Below are 16,722 nucleotides of genomic sequence, written 5' to 3'. Positions count from 1 at the left end.
ATCCCTGAGGTGATGCTTATTCCAAAAACTTTACACGAAATTTTGAGTCTTTTTAAAAGGTGTTTCGTATAATTATAGTAAGATAGGAAAAGTGCCCGTATTACGAAAGTGCACCTTTAAAAATTCCGACCTGATTCAATGACTTTTTAACGTTTCATTTCTCTCTAACTCTCTACGAAAGGCATGATTTAATGAGCACTGTTGCACTTATCATCTTTCTCTTTTTTATTCCGTACGCCTGGTTTGTCTGGTCCAGCTTGAGTGTGAAAAGCGGGAAGATCGGGAAACCGCATTGGAAAATAGTCTTGGCTGCCTTTGCGGCATTGGTCCTCGGCAGCTTTGTGTTTAATTATTATATTTCCAATGCCTATCAGCTTTCTTTTTTTCAGAATGGATTTGAAAGCACCGTTGCACTCATTGTTACTGCAGCGTTTCTGCTGGTGATTGTTATCGTCAACGTGATCGTAAGCAAAATTTTCAAAGGCGCCCCGAAATCTTTCCATAACCCTAAAGTGGTGTGGATGATCACAGCGGTGCTCTGCACAACGATCCTGTTTTTCACCATGTGGGTTTACCCGTTGGCGGAGAAAACCTCTTATGTCCAAAAAGTGGAACATGCGTTAACTGCAGCCGAACAGCAGCAAACCGATGAGGAAATCACCGTCGTGTTTATGAGCTCCGAAAAAAACTGCTTCCGGGCCACATCGTCAAATTGCAACAATGTGACATACAAAAACGCTTTTTTTCTTAAAAACAATTTAGACATCCAAAAAGAGGTCCAAGTACGCATTCGAGCTCTGGATGCCAAACAAAACGAACTGAAAGAAGTGGAGTCGGATGTCATGACGCTGGGACCAGGCGAATTAAAGCTGGTCGAGACGGAAGAAACGTCGGATCAGGCGAGCATCTGGAGCCGTTCCTCTTTTGAAACTGAATCTCGCACCCAGTCTTATGAATCTTTGTACAGATTTCGCGATGCCAAGTGAAAAATCCGTCCTATTCAACAATAGGGCGGGTTTTTTGTATGAATATTTAACGTTCGTGTGTATGGCATAGAGAAATATTTGGGATTGCTAAAAATACCCAATGGATATAAAATGGAATTATAATAATTCAGAAAAATCTGATAAATTTAAAAACGAGCCATGCCTAATCCTTCTATTGCTCTTTCATTCTACATAGAACACTCTTAATTCCGGGCACACGAATTGAATCTAATACGAAAATCGGAGGGAGAAGGATGGCCAGCAGCAGTGCTGAAAAACCATTAGCTTTTTATGCAAGAGTTGCAGGGTTTAGCTTATTGCTCGTGGTGGTGGCCGGGCTATTTGCTAATGTTTTCGTCATGGGAGGATTGTGGATACCGGATGATGCAGCAGCAACCGTAAATAATATTACAGCCAATGAGTTGCTCTTTCGCTTTGGGATTCTCAGTTTTATCATTATGTGCATTTTGGATATTGTTATAGCTTGGGCCCTTTATGTTTTGCTAAAACAAGTAAATAAGAATGTTGCATTGCTGGCGATCTTGTTCAGGATCGTCTTTGCGGCAATATCTTCCGCTTCCCTCTTCAATTTTTTAAGTGTTTTGCAAGTATTGAGTAATGATGCCCCTTTGGAGGCCAATGAAACAAATCAGATAGGCCTTGAAGTGATGGCGTTCATTGATGCGATCAACAATGCAGGAACCATCGGCCTTGTTTTTTTCAGCGTGCATTTGCTCCTGCTTGGTTACCTCATTTTCAAGTCTGGATTTATTCCTAAAGTATTCGGGATTTTGATGCTGCTTTCAGGACTGGGTTACTTTATCGACAATATCCTGTGGGTACTGTTAGCTAACGATACCGATCTTATGGCAATATTTTCACTGATTGTCTTTGTATTAGCTGTTATAGCGGAATTGGCATTCGGCATTTGGTTGTTAGTGAAAGGAAAGAAAATAATGGAAAGAATGTCTTGAGAGATTGTATTCTTAGGAAAGAAACGCCTATAAATGATTTTAACATTACTTTCTGTATTATTTATTTTGCCCATCCGCTTTCCGGATGGGCATGCTTTATTATGGCCACCTAGCGTATAAAGCTTAAATGACTTTATTCATGAGCGATGCTATGGAAGTACCGTTATCTAATATTCCCCGTAAATTGCCGTCCATGTCTTCTCACCGACAATGCCATCGATTTTCAAGCCTTTATCCTTTTGGTATTGCCGGACATTTTTTTCTGTCTTAGGTCCAAAGCTTCCGTCAACCGCTGTTTTCAGTCCATACTGATTCAATGTCCATTGGAGGAGTTTCACTTCAATGCGCACACTTCCTTTGCGCAGAATAAACTGATGCTCGGGCGCAATGTCCATAAGATTCCTAAGGCTTTCCGGCAGTTTCTCTTCCTGAACTGCAGACGCGTTGCTTACAGCTTCCACCGACTGTGAGGAGAGGGGAAATGCAGCCAATAACCCGAATGCCAGCAACATTGGAATCCATTTCTTCATGCCTGATTCCTCCTGAGTACTTATTTGCCACTTATCTACCTCGCAATACGTAAGTTAAACGCGTATTTAGGCAGTACGGAAAAAAAATGCGGTCTCAGGGAAAGAAGCCGAAATCAAATATGAAGTCGGATGACAGAATTGTTTGATTTTACCACTGGGCAAGAGTAACCTTGAAATCAGAAACGAGAGGAGTGGAACACAATGGAAAAAGCAATACCAGAAGTGACGCTGAACGATGGGACAATGCTGCCGGTTACCGGGTTGGGTACATACGGGCTTTGGGGCAATGCCGGAGCAGACGCAGTAAGCAGCGGAATCAATGCAGGTTACCGGTTGATCGATACGGCGTATAACTACGAGAACGAAGGAGCGGTCGGCGAGGGCATCAAACGCAGCGGCATCTCCCGCGAGGAATTGTGGATTACGTCCAAACTGCTAGGCCGCTATCATACGTACGAAAAAGCCTTGGTGGCGATTCAGGAATCGCTCTACCGTTCGAAGCTGGATTACCTGGATTTGTATGTGATTCACTGGCCGCTTCCAAAGCAGGACCATTACGTGGAAGCGTGGCAGGCGCTGATTGATGCGAAGAAATGGGGGCTGGTCCGGTCGATTGGCGTGAGCAATTTCCTGCCTGAGCATCTGGAGCGCATTGTCAAAGAGACCGGGATAACGCCGAGCATAAACCAGGTGGAGCTGCATCCGTTCTTTAACCAGGAAGAGCAGCGGAAAGTGCATGAGGAATACGGCATCCAAACGCAGTCATGGAGCCCGCTTGCCAAGGCGTCAGACATTCTATCGAATGAAACAATCAGCAAGATTGCTGAGCACCACAATAAGACCATTGCCCAGGTTGTGTTGCGCTGGCATTATCAGATCGGCTCTGTTTCGATTCCGCGCTCCACTTCTCCAGAGCGGCAGCGGGAAAACCTGAAGATTTTCGATTTTGCTTTAAGCGAAACCGAAATGAGTGCAATAGCTGAGCTGTCCAAGTCGGATGGCAGATTGAATGATATGGACCCGGCTACTCATGAGGAATTTTAAACTAAGGTTTAGAAGAATGATTTGAATGCAAGTGCAAGGGGATTCACCTAATGAATCATCAAGCTATTTTGAAGAGAAAGTGTATGCGTTTGAATAAGGAAGATAATCAATAGATAGAAAAAAGACCAGGTGCGGATAACACCTGGTCTTTGCAGTACACGCCGAAAAAGCGCGGCTGGCCAAATTCAGTTAAAGTATAAGTCGTTTTTACAACAACTGCTGTGCCAGCAACCGGTAGACATCCAATCGTTTTTCCTGGGAATGCGGAATGCTGCAGATCATGGCTTCTTCAAAACCATATTCCATTTGTTCCCGCTGCAATTGATCTGCCACGTCTTTGGCGGAGCCGACTAAATGGATTTTGCGGCTTGCCTTGATTTGCATGCGGTCCATTTCCGTCAACGCGGAATTTTGTGCTTCTTCCGGTGTCATGAGCGGCATAATGCGGCCGCGCGTTAACATCAGGCGCGAAATGTCCTGCGGCAGGGCTTCGTATTCTGCTTCTTCGGTCGTTTCAGCCGTTGTCACTAAATACGACACGGAGATTTCCGGTTTTTCCATAAAATCGGAAGCTACGAAATTTGTCCGGTAAGAGTCTAAGATGTCTTTTGTCATGCCGCCATTGAAAAACTGGGCAAACGAATAGCCGACGCCCATTCGACCAGCTTGCAATGCGCTGTCGCCGCTCGAGCCGAGCAGCCAAGCTTCCGGCAGTTGGATATGTGTCGGAGCCGCGATTGTTTTATTGTAAAGTTTGTCTTCTGGCACTTCGTCGTTGATCAGTTTCAGCGCCGTATCAAACTTTTCGTACATATTATTGGTCATGGCCTGGCGTCCTTGAGACAGGGCGTAGATAGAGTGATGATCGCCGCCTGGTGCGCGTCCCACACCGAAATCGATGCGTCCCGGTGCAAGTGCGCTCAATGTCTTGAACACTTCAGCGAGTTTCAACGGCGAATAATGCATCATCATCACGCCGCCTGTGCCGATTCGGATGTTCTCAGTTTTGGCGCTCAAGTAAGCGGCAGTGACTTCAGGAGCGGAGCTGGAAAAGGCGCCCGAGCCGTGATGTTCCGCCATCCACATCCGGCTGTAGCCTAATTTGTCGGCAAGAACCGCAAGTTCTACCGCTTTTTTCATGGCGTCTTCTGCTGTGTTTCCGGTTGTGACGGGAGCTTGGTCCAATACGCTTAATTTCATATATGTAACTTCCTTTCTTATATAGCACGTTTGCACATTAAGGAGTATAGCAGTCCAGCATATGGAATTCATGTCATCTGCCTGTAAAATTGCTTTCCAGGGAAAGCGCTATTCTAAGAAATTTTTGTACAGTGCCCTGGTTTACAAAACCCAGGGGCATTGGTATATTGAGCGTGAACAGGATAGTCACCAAATACGCATAAGGGAAAGAGGTTGGGAAAATGGATGTGAGATTTCCTATTGGACAATTAGAAGTTCCTGAAACCGTGAAAGCTGAACATATCCAGGAATGGCTCGGAAAAATTAAGAGTTACACGACACGGCTGCGGGATGCGGTCGATGGATTGAGTGATGAGCAATTGGACAAAAAGTACAGAGAAGGCAGCTGGACTGTGCGCCAGCTTGTACATCATATTGCGGATTCGCAGCTCAATATGTACCAGCGCCTAAAATTGGCGTTGACAGAGGACAATCCGACGATTCCCGCTTTTGATCAGGAAAAATGGGCGGCGCTGCCGGACAATGAACTGCCGGTGGAAAGTTCGATCCGGATACTGGAAGGCTTGAACGAACGGATTGTTGCACTTGGCCAGCACGTGACGGACGAACAATTGGACCGCGTCTTTATCCACGAAGTGAACGGCGAAGTCAGCGTCGCAACAAAACTGGCGAAGCTGTGTTGGCACGAAGAGCATCATTTGGAACATATCAAAATTGCTTTGGGGAACTGAATTGCCTCGTGCGTCGAATATAATCTAAGCCATATAGTGATTTCACTTAAGAAATCTGTTCTAATTAATTATAAAGTGGATTTCTTTTACACAATATAGGGATATCTTAGTAGCTAGGCCGATTCTTTTTCCAATATGCTGAAAATAGAAATCAAATACTGTATAAGAAATTTACTATATAACAACAGAGGGGAATATATATATGGAAAATAGTAAACTTACAAAAATAATAAAGAAAAAGAATATCGATACTAATAATATTAATAATGAAGATGTGAGTTCCTTAGTAGAACATTATATAAAAGATGATATTGGAACAGAAGAATTAATCTCATATATGAAAGGAGCTAATGTTGCTTTTCAAACTTTTGTAAACGGACTAGATAGCTTTTTTGAAAAAGGTAACTATTCAAGTAATAAATATACTGATGTGTTACAGAGTTTAATAGATGACTTAAGAGTGCAGAGTAAAGAGGCCATAACAGTAGAGGAAGAAGAGCGCATTTGGATAAAAATCGATAAAGTATTAGACCGAATGAAAGATGAGGCAGATCGGAGAACTAATATATTTACAAATTTAGGCGTGATGACTGCTACAGTTAGTGCTGTAGTAATTGGAGGCGCAGTAACAGTAGCTACCAAAAATCCTGAGTTGTTAAAAAAGGGTATTGAAATGATTCCAAAAAAAATTGGTAAGTAATGAGCATAAAATCAAAAATCTCGCTTTTGTATGAGGAATTGAAATTTGGGCCCTGTGTCAGACACAATTTGGTTTATTTACTACAATTGCATAGAAACAAAAACGTCCTCAATGAAATCAAACAATTTCATTGAGAACGTTTTTTTATTCCCATCAGCAGGCTATTGCTGGAAAACCGTTTTGCCGCTAAGCCAATTCGGGAAGAGATAACGAAGGAGGGATAAAGGCATGAATTCATTTAAAGCGATTGTTATTAAAGAGCAGGAAGACGATATTATTTACGGAGTAGAACAAATAGGGGAAGACAAACTGTCAGATGGTGATGTCTTAATCAAAGTGGCGTACTCTTCGATCAATTACAAAGACATGTTGGCGGTGCAGAAAAAAGGCGGCGTGATCCGGGACTATCCGATGATTCCGGGAATCGATTTGAGCGGCACGGTTGTCGAGTCGAAAGATTCTCGTTTTCAGGAAGGGCAGGAAGTCGTCGTCACCGGTTTTGCGATGGGCATGAGCCATACAGGCGGGTTCGCCGAATATGCACGAGTGCCTGCGGATTGGGTTGTTGCGTTGCCGGAGAGGTTAAGCTTGCGGGACGCAATGGTCTTTGGAACAGCCGGATTCACGGCCGCGCTGTCCATTTTGGCATTAGAGAAAAGCGGCATGGATCCGAAAAACAATCCCGAGATTTTAGTAACCGGATCGACAGGCGGAGTCGGCAGCATTGCGGTTCAGATGCTGAATAAAATCGGCTATGGGAATATCACGGCGTTAGTACGCAAAGAACATCAAGTGGAAGTGGCGAAATCTCTCGGCGCGCATGCCGTCATTTTCCCGGACGATTTGGGCGAGTTGAAAAAGCCGTTGAACAAACAAAAGTTTGACTATGTAGTGGATACAGTCGGAGGAGACGTCGCTTCTGTGTTGATTCCGCAGATTTCCTACGGCGGCAGCATGAGCATGTGTGGAAATGCGGCCGGCATTGGGCTGACGGCAACGGTACTGCCGTTTATCTTGCGCGGAGTGAACGTGCTCGGCATCGATTCCGTGAATGTGCCAATCGACAAACGCCCGGCGATTTGGGCGAAAATGGCGACCGACTGGAACATTGCGGGGACGACTTTGGCAGATGAGATTTCGCTTGAAGAAGTGCCCAGCACAATAGATGCCATCAAAAAGGGCGAGCATCTGGGGCGCACAATTGTGAAGTGTTAGAGTGTAGAAAAAAATACCTGAGAGGATGAGGCAGCTATGGATGAAGCGACGTTGAAGAAAACAAACATCTTCACTTTGTTAAATCTGGTGTTTTATTTTTTAACGCTCGGCGTCAATTACCTCGGATCTTCCGGATTTTTTAACGGGATGGGTCAGAAAGATATCTCGGACAAATACATGACACTTATATCGCCTGCACCTTTTACTTTTTCGATTTGGGGCGTCATTTACAGTTTGCTGCTGATGACGTTGGTTTACTTGTTTGTGAAAAGAAAAGACCAGAAGATCAGCAAGCTGATTTTATTGATTTCACCGTTATTTATCGTGAGTTGTTTGTGCAATATGAGCTGGATTGTGGCGTTTTCTTATGAACAACTCGGCTTATCGACGCTGCTGATTTTTGGCATGCTGTTCTCGCTGCTGATCATCGTGGAAAGAATTTATAAACATCGCTTTGAATTTCCTTCAACGCTTGCAGGACTTAGTTTCACCTTTTACGGGGCGTGGGTTTTCATTGCGACGATCGTCAATATTTCGTTGTTTTTGGTGCAACAGGAATGGAACGGATTTGGGATTTCGGATTCCGTCTGGACCATCATCATTTTGCTGGTGGCTATCGCATTCGTCCTGTTTTACTTGTCTCGTTACAAAAATGCAGCCTTTCCGATTCCGTTAGCCTGGGCGTTCTTTGGCATCTTCAGTTCGGATCGAAGCGGACGGTTCGATCCTGCTTTGTCTACGGCGATACAAGGCGTTCTACTAGCTGGAATCGCGATCTTCCTGATTGCGGTTGTGTGGCGGTTTGTTAAAAACGGGAATTCACTTTTTCTTAGACATACGGGGTAAGAGTGCGTTTCAAATCCCCAGTAAATAAAAAAAAGAGCCCGACCTTCCAGGTTGGGCTCTTGTTATTTCTGCTTCTGACTGGGCTGATGATTGGTGAAAAGGGGTATGGTGAATTGAAACAATCCCTAATAAGCGTTGAAAAAAGACTTCAAGAAAGAGATGAGGATATGACTTTAGAAACCATTCTTCTATTAGCTTTTTTATTGCTTGTGGCAGTTGGTCTGTTGGTTTATTTCAACAGGCAAAAAGCAGTATCAATAGCTGATGAAAAAATAGCAGATGAGGATCACGCAGCAGAAATCCCTGAAAGCGAACCGGAACCAGTGGAAGATCCGTATGTTGAATTTATGCCCTATGTTTCGGAAATGGAAAACGAAGAAAGCGTGAAAAGCGGTTATCGAAGAATTGAAGTCCCGTCCATTCTGAAATCCGATATTTTGAAAACCTTATCGGCCGGGGCAATGGTCATCCGGGACAGTAAAACATACAAGGTGGAATTTAGTCCCGAAGTGGTAAAGGGGCTGAAGGAGAAAAGCATGGCGCTGATGGAAAGAGTGGACGGCAAGGGGTTTCTTCCGGCAGTGCGAAAAGAAGGTGCGCAAGGCATTTATAAGCAGGCGGTGCTTGTAAAGAACGTTAATCCGGCACTCGTCGTCCACGCAAGCGCAAATTTGCTGACGGCTGTGGTTGGCCAGCAGCAATTGATTGAAATTCAACGTTCGTTAAAGAACATGGAAGAAAAATTGGACACGCTCATTCAGCACCGGGATAACGACTTTTTCGGCAGGACCGAATCGCGTTTTCTTTATTTCAGCGAAATCATTGGCCGGTTCAGAAGCAACGGCATCCTGCTCGGCGGTGTGGAAGATCAAAAAATTGAAGATTTTTATGCGGCTGCCCTTCAAGATCTGAAGGTGCTGAATAAAGACCTGAAAGGCATCGGCGAAAGCATCGACCGTTTGAAAGAGCATGAAACGATCCGGAAATGGGGGGAAGCCGCCGTTGTTAAGGATTATAAGAAACTGATCGAGGCATTCAACAGCAAACAGGAACTGGTGCTGCTGAACATCAAATTCATCGAAGAATGCTACGCGCCGTATTTGACGACCGTAAGAAATTACGAGCACACGGCTTTGAAATCCGATGCCTTAATGGATGTGATTGCCGAGAACAATCAAGTGGTCGCGGGCATTGAAAACAAAGTGGAAAAGGTGGAAGAAAACTACCGAGTCCGATTGAACTTCGGCGTAAAAGCCTTGAAATACAGAAATCTCGAGAGCTTGAAAGATGTCATTCCTCTGAGAATTAGCCAGCAAACAGCGGCGTCTCAGGAAATTCCTACGGAGTTGTTGTTTGAACTTGCAGAGGAAGAGAAAGTGTATGCTTATGTGCCGAAATGACACTGCTTACTAGCGGAAAGAAACAACTTATAAGGTTTTGATATATGCCTTACATTGCATATGGAGATGCGTTTCATTGAAGGATGGTTTCTTTCAATGCGAAAAAAGCAAAAGAAAACAAATATAAATTCCGATTAGATCTATAGCAAAAAGGCGCACTCTGCTAAAAAAGAGTGCGCCTTTAATGTGTCTGATTTTATTAGTATTTGTAAGACTGACCGCCGTCGATCGGAATAACCGAAGCGTTGATAAACTTCGCTGCGTCCGACAATAGGAATGCAACTAGATTGCCGACTTCTTCCGGTTTGCCGAAGCGTTTCATCGGGTTGACGCTGACGAATTCAGTGCCGGCTGCTTCCCAGTTGTCGCCAGCTAATTGTTTAAGAGATCCTTCAACCATTGGTGTCATGATAGCGCCTGGTGCGATGGCGTTGATGCTGACGCCGAACTGGCCGTATTCGATGCCGGAGTTGCGGGTTAAGCCGACAACGCCGTGTTTGCTGGCTGCGTAGCCGGATTGGTTGCCGACGCCGCGGATGCCGCCGACGGATGCAGTGTTGACGATCGAGCCGTAGCCTTGTTCTTTCATGACTTTCAGTACGTGTTTCATGCCGTAGAAAACGCCGTTCAAGTTGACGCTGACGACTTTTTCAAACTCTTCCGAGCCGAAATCTTCAGTCAGGTTTTGTTTGCCTTCGATGCCGGCGTTGTTGAAGAAGCCGTCGATTTTGCCGAATGTGTCCAACGTAAATTGAACGTAGTTTTTCACTTCTTCTTCACTTGTTACGTTTGCAGTGACCAATTCAACTACAGCTTCTGGAGCCGCAGCCAAAATTTCGTTTTTGCTTTCTTCAAGCCCGTCTTTATTCATATCAACAAGCACAAGTTTGCCGCCTTGTTTGGCGATTGCAACAGCTGCTGCGCGTCCGAGCCCGGAGCCTCCGCCTGTGATGATAATGACTTTATCTGTGTAATTAATCATTCTGGTATCTCTCCTTTTATATTCGTGTGCTAAACTGGATTTAATGTACAAATTAAGTGTAAGCCTTTACAGAAAAGGGCTCAATCAGTAAAAAAATAGAGTTTGTTGAGTAATTCGACAGTTCGAGAAGAAGTGTCGAGTTTGGAGGAAGAAATGATGGAAGACAAGGCGGGAAAGCTGTCTCCACAAGCAGAACGGACAAAGCACCAGATTAAACAGGCATTCACCGAGCTGATCAATGAAAAAGGATTTAGCCATGTGTCGGTAACAGATATCGTGCAGCGCGCACAGTATAACCGGGCGACGTTTTATCTTTACTATTTGGATAAACCGGATCTCACTGAAGAGCTGAAAGCCGAAATGTTCGAACAGATCAAACGGACGAGCATGGAGCGCTACGTGCCCGGCAAGGAAATTGCGACGAAATCGATGGATTCGGATTCGTTCGAGCTCATTACGTTTATTTACGACAACCGTTCGTTTTTCAACCTGTACTTGAAAGAAGATACAATTCCCGGGCTGTATAAGGACTTGCCGCGTGCGATTTTTGAACTGCTGAACGAACAGTTCACATTCACGCCGATCGGCAATCACGACATCAACTCTTCGCAGTTCAAGCTGTATATGGCACATGGAACAGCTGGGCTAATTTTGGACTGGGCAGAGAAGGGGTATTTGAAATCGCCGCGTGAAGTAACCGAAGAGCTGATTGGGATTCTGCAGGCATTTGCGGCTGGGTTTCGGGTGGAATAGACAACAGGAAAGCAGGATATACTATTTCCTGGGAAATAAAATCTAGAAGCACGCTTGGCATTTGGCCAGGCGTGCTTTTTTATTGTTCCCCTTCTGACGTGCAAGCTAGAATTCTTGTAGTCGCTGGAAGCTTATGCTAATTTGGATAAATGAGCCAAAAAGAAAAGAGGAATACGAAATGAAATCAGAATTTAATGCTTTATTTGAAGAAATTACATTGCCGAATGGCGTCGTGTTGAACGACCGTTTAGGCGTGGCACCAATGACAACTTATTCAGGGAATCCGGATGGAACCGTATCCGACGAAGAACTGGTCTATTACCGCCGCCGTTCAAACATCGGCAGCTTGTTTATCTCTGCGTGCATCGCGGTTTCTGAAAACGGCATCGCGTTCCCGAACCAGTTTGTTGCGTTCAAAGAAGACGTACTGCCCCGTTTGACGCAAATGGCGAACGAGATGAAAGCAGGCGGCAACAAAGCAATCCTGCAAATGCAGCACGGCGGACGCCAAGGGCAGCCGGAACTGATTGCAGCGCATGAAACGGTTGCACCGAGTGCAATCGGAGGGGCTGCTGATAAGCCGGGACCACGCGCATTGACAGCAGAAGAAATCACGGATATTATCCGCGACTTCGGCGTAACAACGCAGCGTGCGATTGAAGCCGGGTTTGATGGAGTCGAAATCCACGGGGCCAACACGTACTTGATCCAGCAATTCGTATCGGAAATGACGAATCGCCGGGAAGACGAATGGGGCGGCAGCTTGGAAAGCCGCTTGAAATTCCCGCTTGCTGTGCTTGCAGAAGTGAAACGAGTAGTGGCAGAACTTGCAACGGAAGAATTCATCATCGGCTACCGCGTGTCCCCAGAAGAATACAGCGAACTGGGCGTCGGCTACACGATTGAAGAAACAAAAATCCTGACTGAGAAATTGATCGAAGGCGGCATCCATTATCTTCACGTGTCGCTAATGGATTTCAAAAAGCGCCCTCATAACGAAGAGATAAACGGCAGCATCGTCGAAATCCTGTCCCAGCAAATTGCAGGACGCGTGGCATTCGTCGTTGTTGGAAGCATCAAAAAACCGGAGGACGCAGTGGCCGCACTCGAAGAAGGCGCCGACATCGTCGTAATGGGACGCCAAGCGCTCGTGGATCCGGAATGGACGACAAAAGTGAAACTCAGCAAAGAAGACGAGATCTTTGAGAACATACCACAAGAGCGGATCGGCAAGCTCGATATTCCGGGACCTCTTTGGCAGTTGATGTCCATGTACAAAATGGTGGAGATTGAAGAAGAAGTTGACGTTAACTAACAAATAAGAATTAAGAAAGCTCTCTGGCTGAAAATGGCCAGGGAGCTTTTTGCGTTCTTATATAGATGAGTCCTATGAATAGTAGATTCAGGATAACTGCCTTTTTTTGGCCGCGCGATGACTTCTTTCTATAGAAGATAATAATTTACTGAGTTATTAGTCTCTTTATTTGTAAATAACTGTATTAATTTAACGACAAATAAACTATGATGAATAAAAGAAGTAGGAAGAAGGAATTTAAAAATGGACAAGTTTGCAGTGTTTATTAAGAGCAAGTGGAAGTACATCGTCGTGGCAGTGATTGCTTTGATCATTGGAGCGAGCTTTGGCCCTTCGCAGTCAGAAGTCGATGCCTCTGCCGGTGAAAATCAAAAGACACAGGAAAAACTTGAAGCCGAAAATAAGGAACTGGCTCTGGAAATCGCAACAATTGAGTCAACGAACAAAGAATCAACAGAAAAAATTAAAGAATTGGAAGCCAAAGTAAAAGAAGCGGAACCGTTTTTCTTGTTGGAAGAAAAAGAAAGAAAAGCGAAAGAAGCGGAACTGAAGAAAAAAGAAGAGGAAGAAAAAGCAAAAAAAGCTGCTGAAGAAGCTGCAGCTAAAGAAAAAGCAGATGCTGAGGCGAAAGCAAAAGCAGACGCAGAGAAAAAAGAGAAAGAGAAAGCCGAGAAAGAAGCGAAGGCAAAAGCGGATGCAGAAGCAAAAGCGCAAGCTGCGAAAGATGCGGAAACGGAATCGCAGAACCAGGCGGTGGGAATGGCTGAGAATTACCTCGAGTACACGGCTTTTTCTAAGAGCGGGTTGATCGAACAGTTGGAATTCGAAGGCTTCAGCAATGCGGATGCTGCCTATGCAGTGGAAAACATCAGTGTCGATTGGAGAGAACAAGCCGTCAAAAAAGCGGAAGATTATCTGGACTATTCTTCTTTTTCAAGATCCGGTTTGATCGAACAATTGGAATTTGAAGGGTTCAGTAACGCAGATGCCACTTATGCCGCCGGTGAAGTAGGACTATAATAAAAAGGCGCTGATTTCTCAAGCAAAAAGAGAAATCAGCGCCTTTTTTACCGTTTAACTGCTTCTTTAGTGGAAGTTCTTTATTCCAATCTATCGCTATAAAGCTTTTCTTCCAACACTTCGTCTACCAGTTCGATCGCCTGCTCCAGCCGTTCGTTGTAGTTTCCGCGGATGGAATGATAAGGAATATTTTGCCGGTCAAGTATGGCTTTTAAGTATTCGTTGTTGCGCTCCCGAATCTGCTGTTCGCCAAATGAGCGGGTGCCGTCATCGACCCATTTCACATCCGGCTCAAGGAAGAGCCACAAATCATAGTTTTGAAGAGCCGCTATTTCATTCAATAGGGGCTGCTCGTAACCGAGGTAAGCCCATGAGAAATACTGCGTGACATTTGCTTCTGTGTCGATAAAGAGCAGCTTGTTCGCACGCTTCGCCTGCTCTGTTTCATGATATTTATGCTCGAAGGCAATCTTCGGAAAATCGGATTCGATGGCAATTTCAGCGCCGATGTTTTCGTAGAACTTGCGCCCGTATTCTTCTACATAACTTGTGTTATACAAGTTAGCCAGGTTCTTGACCAACGTCGATTTCCCGGCGCTTTCGGTTCCGACTACGACAACAGTGCGGACGAAATATGGCTGAACCACGTGAGGGATAATCGCCCAGTGTTTCATGGCGCCTTCTTCACGGATCTGCGTAGCTGAAATCGGATAAGTCTTGCGTTCTGCATCCAGCACAACATGCTTCGCACCCGGATAAAGCTTCTCAAAATGCTCGCCATATGCGTGTTCAGAACTAAACACTGTATCAATTTCTTTGCCGATTGCCGCCTTGATGGCAACAGCGCCTTTCTCCCAGTCGTAGAATTCGCCTGTCTGCTTTTCGGCAATAGCGTGGACTTTGACATGTGGAAGGTCTTTCGTGAGTTCGTTCCACCAGCGAAGCCGTTGATGGAACGGGATCGGCTTCATGGTCGTGCCCTTAAAATAAAATTCGCGTTCATATTCTTCGTCGTGAGTAAGAATGACGTGCAATTCTTCTACCATCGTACTGGCGCGAATCATGGCACTTACATGCCCTTGGTGAATAATCAAAAACTTGCCGCCGTACATGCCAATTTTTCCTATCTCCATCTAAACAATCTCCTCTGCTAATCCTTGTTTTTTGGCCATCTTTCTCCAGTTGTAATATCCATAGATGGAGTTCACAAGGAAAGCTGTCCACATCACAACCAATGTGTAATCGTTGCCTCCTGTTGCCTCCAGCGTAACGATCCAAAGAATGATGGAAAGAATGTTCACGAGAATCCAAATAAGCCATTGCTCAGCGAAACGTTTCAACATGAAAATCTGCGCTGTGACGGATAACACATTTGTTGCGGAATCAAGGCCGACAGACCTGCCGCCGATTGCCTGAAGCAGAATCGCATACAGGATTGTACCAACGACGATAGCAATTATCGTGTATAGCCAGGATCGCGTGTTCATCGTTTTAACAACGACGTCTTCGCCCTGTACACTGTTTTTGTTCTTGATCGTGTTGCGGCGCCATAAGTACAATCCGATAAATTGAACAGGGAAGTAGAAAAGTCCGTTCAGCATTGCTTCTCCATACAATCCGTATGTGAAAGAAATATACGCATAGGTAGAGGTCTGAATGATGCCAAAGTAATAATTGCTGATCTTTCCTTTTGCCACCAAAACCACACACAGCATGCCGGTGAGAGAACTGATCAGCCCGAGAAGCGTATCGTCCCAAGCAAAAAACAAGTAAATATTAATCGCGGTGAAAATGAGCAGCCAAACTTTTTCGAACAAAGTCCAATCTTTTAAGAATCGTTGTGATTTTGATTCAGCGGCGGTGAGGGCCATCAGTTTATCCTCCAATTTTTTAGGTCTTTTAAATCTATAACTAGTATGCTTTAACTTGGTTGCTTGTTATGTAAATCATACCATTTCTTAACAGTTACTCATTCGTTTTTCCCTAATTCCCCCTAATTTAATCTTCGGAGATGCGCCTGATTCATGCCGATCTATTTGATTTGTTCTACATCAATTCCTCCGTACGGCAGCCAGCCGTATGCTGGGAATTTCAAGTAGCGCGACAATATAAAAAGCGCCAACTTCTCTAGTACGAGAGAAGTCGGCGCTATTTTTTATTAATCAGAAAAAGCTTAGTGAATATCCCGTTTTGTAAAGCTTCCGCCTCTGACTTCCGCAACATCGTAAACGGCGATGAAGGCGTTTTTGTCGATTTCGTAAATGATTTCTTTCATTTTGCTGTCTTCGAGCCGGTTGATGATGCAGGTGACTTCTTTGTATTCCTCGTTCGTGTAAGCACCTTTGACCAGGCTATAGGTAGCATTTCGGCCGAGGCGGTCGTAGATGGTCTGCACAAGCAGCTCCGGTTCGTGCGAGATAATTTTATACGTTTTCGAGCCGCTGAACCCTTCTTCGACCAGAAGAATCACTTTGGATGCGATGAAATAAGCGATTCCGGAAAGGAAAGCGCCTTGCAGGCCAAAGACGAAGGAGACGATGATAAAGACGAAGACATTCAAGAACAAAATCATATCACTCGTCCCGAATGGCAGTCTGCGCGACAGCAGCACAGCGAGCATATCGATGCCGTCGAGCGCACCGCCGTTCCGCAAAGCGAGGCCCATGCCGAAACCGATGATGATTCCGCCGATGACGGTGACGAGCAAGGTATCGGCTTCAATGATGGGCGCAATGTGGTGCATGACTGTTGTGGCATAGGCAAGGGAAGCAATGCCGATGACGGAGTAGATGGCGAAGCTTCGGCCGATCTGTTTATAGCCTAAATAGACAAATGGGATGTTCAATATGGCAATCAACAAGCCAAGCGGCAATTCGAATAACTCAGAACCGACGATGCTGATGCCTGTGATGCCACCGTCTGAAACGTTGTTTGGAATTAAAACGGCTTCCAGGCCATATGCGGTAATAAAGGCTCCAGTGATAATGGACAGCGCCTTAAATAGCATTCTGCCTTTACTCGTTTTT

At 45.0% G+C, this 16,722-nt stretch carries 17 protein-coding genes; 11 read left to right on the top strand and 6 right to left on the bottom strand.

What is annotated here, in order from left to right; genetic code table 11:
• Positions 1-191 precede the first annotated feature (191 nt).
• Together ACRRQV_RS14680 and ACRRQV_RS14675 are read left to right on the top strand one after the other, a co-directional pair.
• Positions 192-986 carry a hypothetical protein gene (locus tag ACRRQV_RS14680; protein WP_432532176.1) on the top strand — a complete coding sequence of 265 codons (795 nt, stop codon included), beginning with the start codon at positions 192-194 and terminating at the stop codon, positions 984-986.
• Between the two features lie 254 nt (positions 987-1,240).
• Positions 1,241-1,960: a DUF4386 domain-containing protein gene (locus tag ACRRQV_RS14675; protein WP_432532174.1), complete on the top strand. Its 720-nt coding sequence runs from the start codon at positions 1,241-1,243 to the stop codon at positions 1,958-1,960.
• 167 nt (positions 1,961-2,127) lie between these two features.
• Here the strand turns inward: ACRRQV_RS14675 and ACRRQV_RS14670 are convergent, their stop codons facing one another.
• The gene (locus tag ACRRQV_RS14670; protein WP_432532172.1) at positions 2,128-2,490 is read right to left on the bottom strand and encodes a peptidoglycan-binding domain-containing protein; all 363 of its coding nucleotides are present in this window, start codon (positions 2,488-2,490) and stop codon (positions 2,128-2,130) included.
• A gap of 201 nt (positions 2,491-2,691) precedes the next feature.
• Here ACRRQV_RS14670 and ACRRQV_RS14665 point away from each other — a divergent pair, with 201 nt between their 5' ends.
• Positions 2,692-3,534, top strand: a complete 843-nt coding sequence (locus tag ACRRQV_RS14665; protein ID WP_432532170.1) for an aldo/keto reductase — start codon at positions 2,692-2,694, stop codon at positions 3,532-3,534.
• A gap of 207 nt (positions 3,535-3,741) precedes the next feature.
• On the opposite strand, the gene ACRRQV_RS14660 is transcribed toward ACRRQV_RS14665, so the two are convergent.
• Positions 3,742-4,734, bottom strand: a complete 993-nt coding sequence (locus ACRRQV_RS14660) for an MsnO8 family LLM class oxidoreductase (protein WP_432532168.1) — start codon at positions 4,732-4,734, stop codon at positions 3,742-3,744.
• Positions 4,735-4,955: 221 nt separating this feature from the next.
• Here ACRRQV_RS14660 and ACRRQV_RS14655 point away from each other — a divergent pair, with 221 nt between their 5' ends.
• The 5 genes from ACRRQV_RS14655 to ACRRQV_RS14635 all read left to right on the top strand — a co-directional run bounded on the left by ACRRQV_RS14655 (position 4,956) and on the right by ACRRQV_RS14635 (position 9,626).
• Positions 4,956-5,465 (top strand): YfiT family bacillithiol transferase, encoded by a 510-nt coding sequence (locus tag ACRRQV_RS14655; RefSeq protein WP_432532166.1) that lies wholly within the window; start codon positions 4,956-4,958, stop codon positions 5,463-5,465.
• A gap of 202 nt (positions 5,466-5,667) precedes the next feature.
• The gene (locus ACRRQV_RS14650; protein ID WP_432532164.1) at positions 5,668-6,165 is read left to right on the top strand and encodes a hypothetical protein; all 498 of its coding nucleotides are present in this window, start codon (positions 5,668-5,670) and stop codon (positions 6,163-6,165) included.
• Positions 6,166-6,393: 228 nt separating this feature from the next.
• On the top strand, positions 6,394-7,380 hold the full coding sequence (locus tag ACRRQV_RS14645) for a YhdH/YhfP family quinone oxidoreductase (protein WP_432532162.1): 987 nt from the start codon (positions 6,394-6,396) through the stop codon (positions 7,378-7,380).
• A 36-nt stretch (positions 7,381-7,416) separates the two neighbouring features.
• On the top strand, positions 7,417-8,226 hold the full coding sequence (locus ACRRQV_RS14640) for a TspO/MBR family protein (protein WP_432532160.1): 810 nt from the start codon (positions 7,417-7,419) through the stop codon (positions 8,224-8,226).
• A gap of 167 nt (positions 8,227-8,393) precedes the next feature.
• Entirely contained in the window at positions 8,394-9,626 is a 1,233-nt protein-coding gene (locus tag ACRRQV_RS14635; RefSeq protein WP_432532158.1) for a DUF1572 domain-containing protein, read from the top strand.
• Positions 9,627-9,825: 199 nt separating this feature from the next.
• Here ACRRQV_RS14635 and ACRRQV_RS14630 read toward each other — a convergent pair whose 3' ends face one another.
• The gene (locus tag ACRRQV_RS14630) at positions 9,826-10,608 is read right to left on the bottom strand and encodes an SDR family oxidoreductase (protein ID WP_432532156.1); all 783 of its coding nucleotides are present in this window, start codon (positions 10,606-10,608) and stop codon (positions 9,826-9,828) included.
• 105 nt (positions 10,609-10,713) lie between these two features.
• Between ACRRQV_RS14630 and ACRRQV_RS14625 the strand changes: the two genes are divergently transcribed.
• The 3 genes from ACRRQV_RS14625 to ACRRQV_RS14615 all read left to right on the top strand — a co-directional run bounded on the left by ACRRQV_RS14625 (position 10,714) and on the right by ACRRQV_RS14615 (position 13,696).
• Positions 10,714-11,361: a TetR/AcrR family transcriptional regulator gene (locus ACRRQV_RS14625; protein ID WP_432532154.1), complete on the top strand. Its 648-nt coding sequence runs from the start codon at positions 10,714-10,716 to the stop codon at positions 11,359-11,361.
• A 178-nt stretch (positions 11,362-11,539) separates the two neighbouring features.
• Positions 11,540-12,676, top strand: coding sequence for an NADH-dependent flavin oxidoreductase (locus tag ACRRQV_RS14620; RefSeq protein ID WP_432532152.1), 1,137 nt, complete (start codon positions 11,540-11,542; stop codon positions 12,674-12,676).
• A 243-nt stretch (positions 12,677-12,919) separates the two neighbouring features.
• A complete protein-coding gene (locus tag ACRRQV_RS14615) occupies positions 12,920-13,696 on the top strand; it encodes an Ltp family lipoprotein (protein WP_432532150.1) in 777 nt (258 codons plus the stop codon).
• Between the two features lie 80 nt (positions 13,697-13,776).
• On the opposite strand, the gene nadR is transcribed toward ACRRQV_RS14615, so the two are convergent.
• From nadR to ACRRQV_RS14600, 3 genes are all read right to left on the bottom strand, one after another.
• Positions 13,777-14,829, bottom strand: a complete 1,053-nt coding sequence (gene nadR / locus ACRRQV_RS14610; protein WP_432532148.1) for a multifunctional transcriptional regulator/nicotinamide-nucleotide adenylyltransferase/ribosylnicotinamide kinase NadR — start codon at positions 14,827-14,829, stop codon at positions 13,777-13,779.
• On the bottom strand, positions 14,830-15,567 hold the full coding sequence (gene pnuC, locus ACRRQV_RS14605; RefSeq protein ID WP_432532146.1) for a nicotinamide riboside transporter PnuC: 738 nt from the start codon (positions 15,565-15,567) through the stop codon (positions 14,830-14,832).
• A 302-nt stretch (positions 15,568-15,869) separates the two neighbouring features.
• On the bottom strand, positions 15,870-16,703 hold the full coding sequence (locus ACRRQV_RS14600; protein WP_432532419.1) for a YitT family protein: 834 nt from the start codon (positions 16,701-16,703) through the stop codon (positions 15,870-15,872).
• Positions 16,704-16,722: the final 19 nt, after the last annotated feature.

It is taken from the genome of Planococcus sp. YIM B11945 (assembly GCF_050864155.1).
Lineage (GTDB): Bacteria > Bacillota > Bacilli > Bacillales_A > Planococcaceae > Planococcus.
Note: the sequence above shows the minus strand (reverse complement) of the source record. Positions and strands in the feature narration are given on the sequence as shown.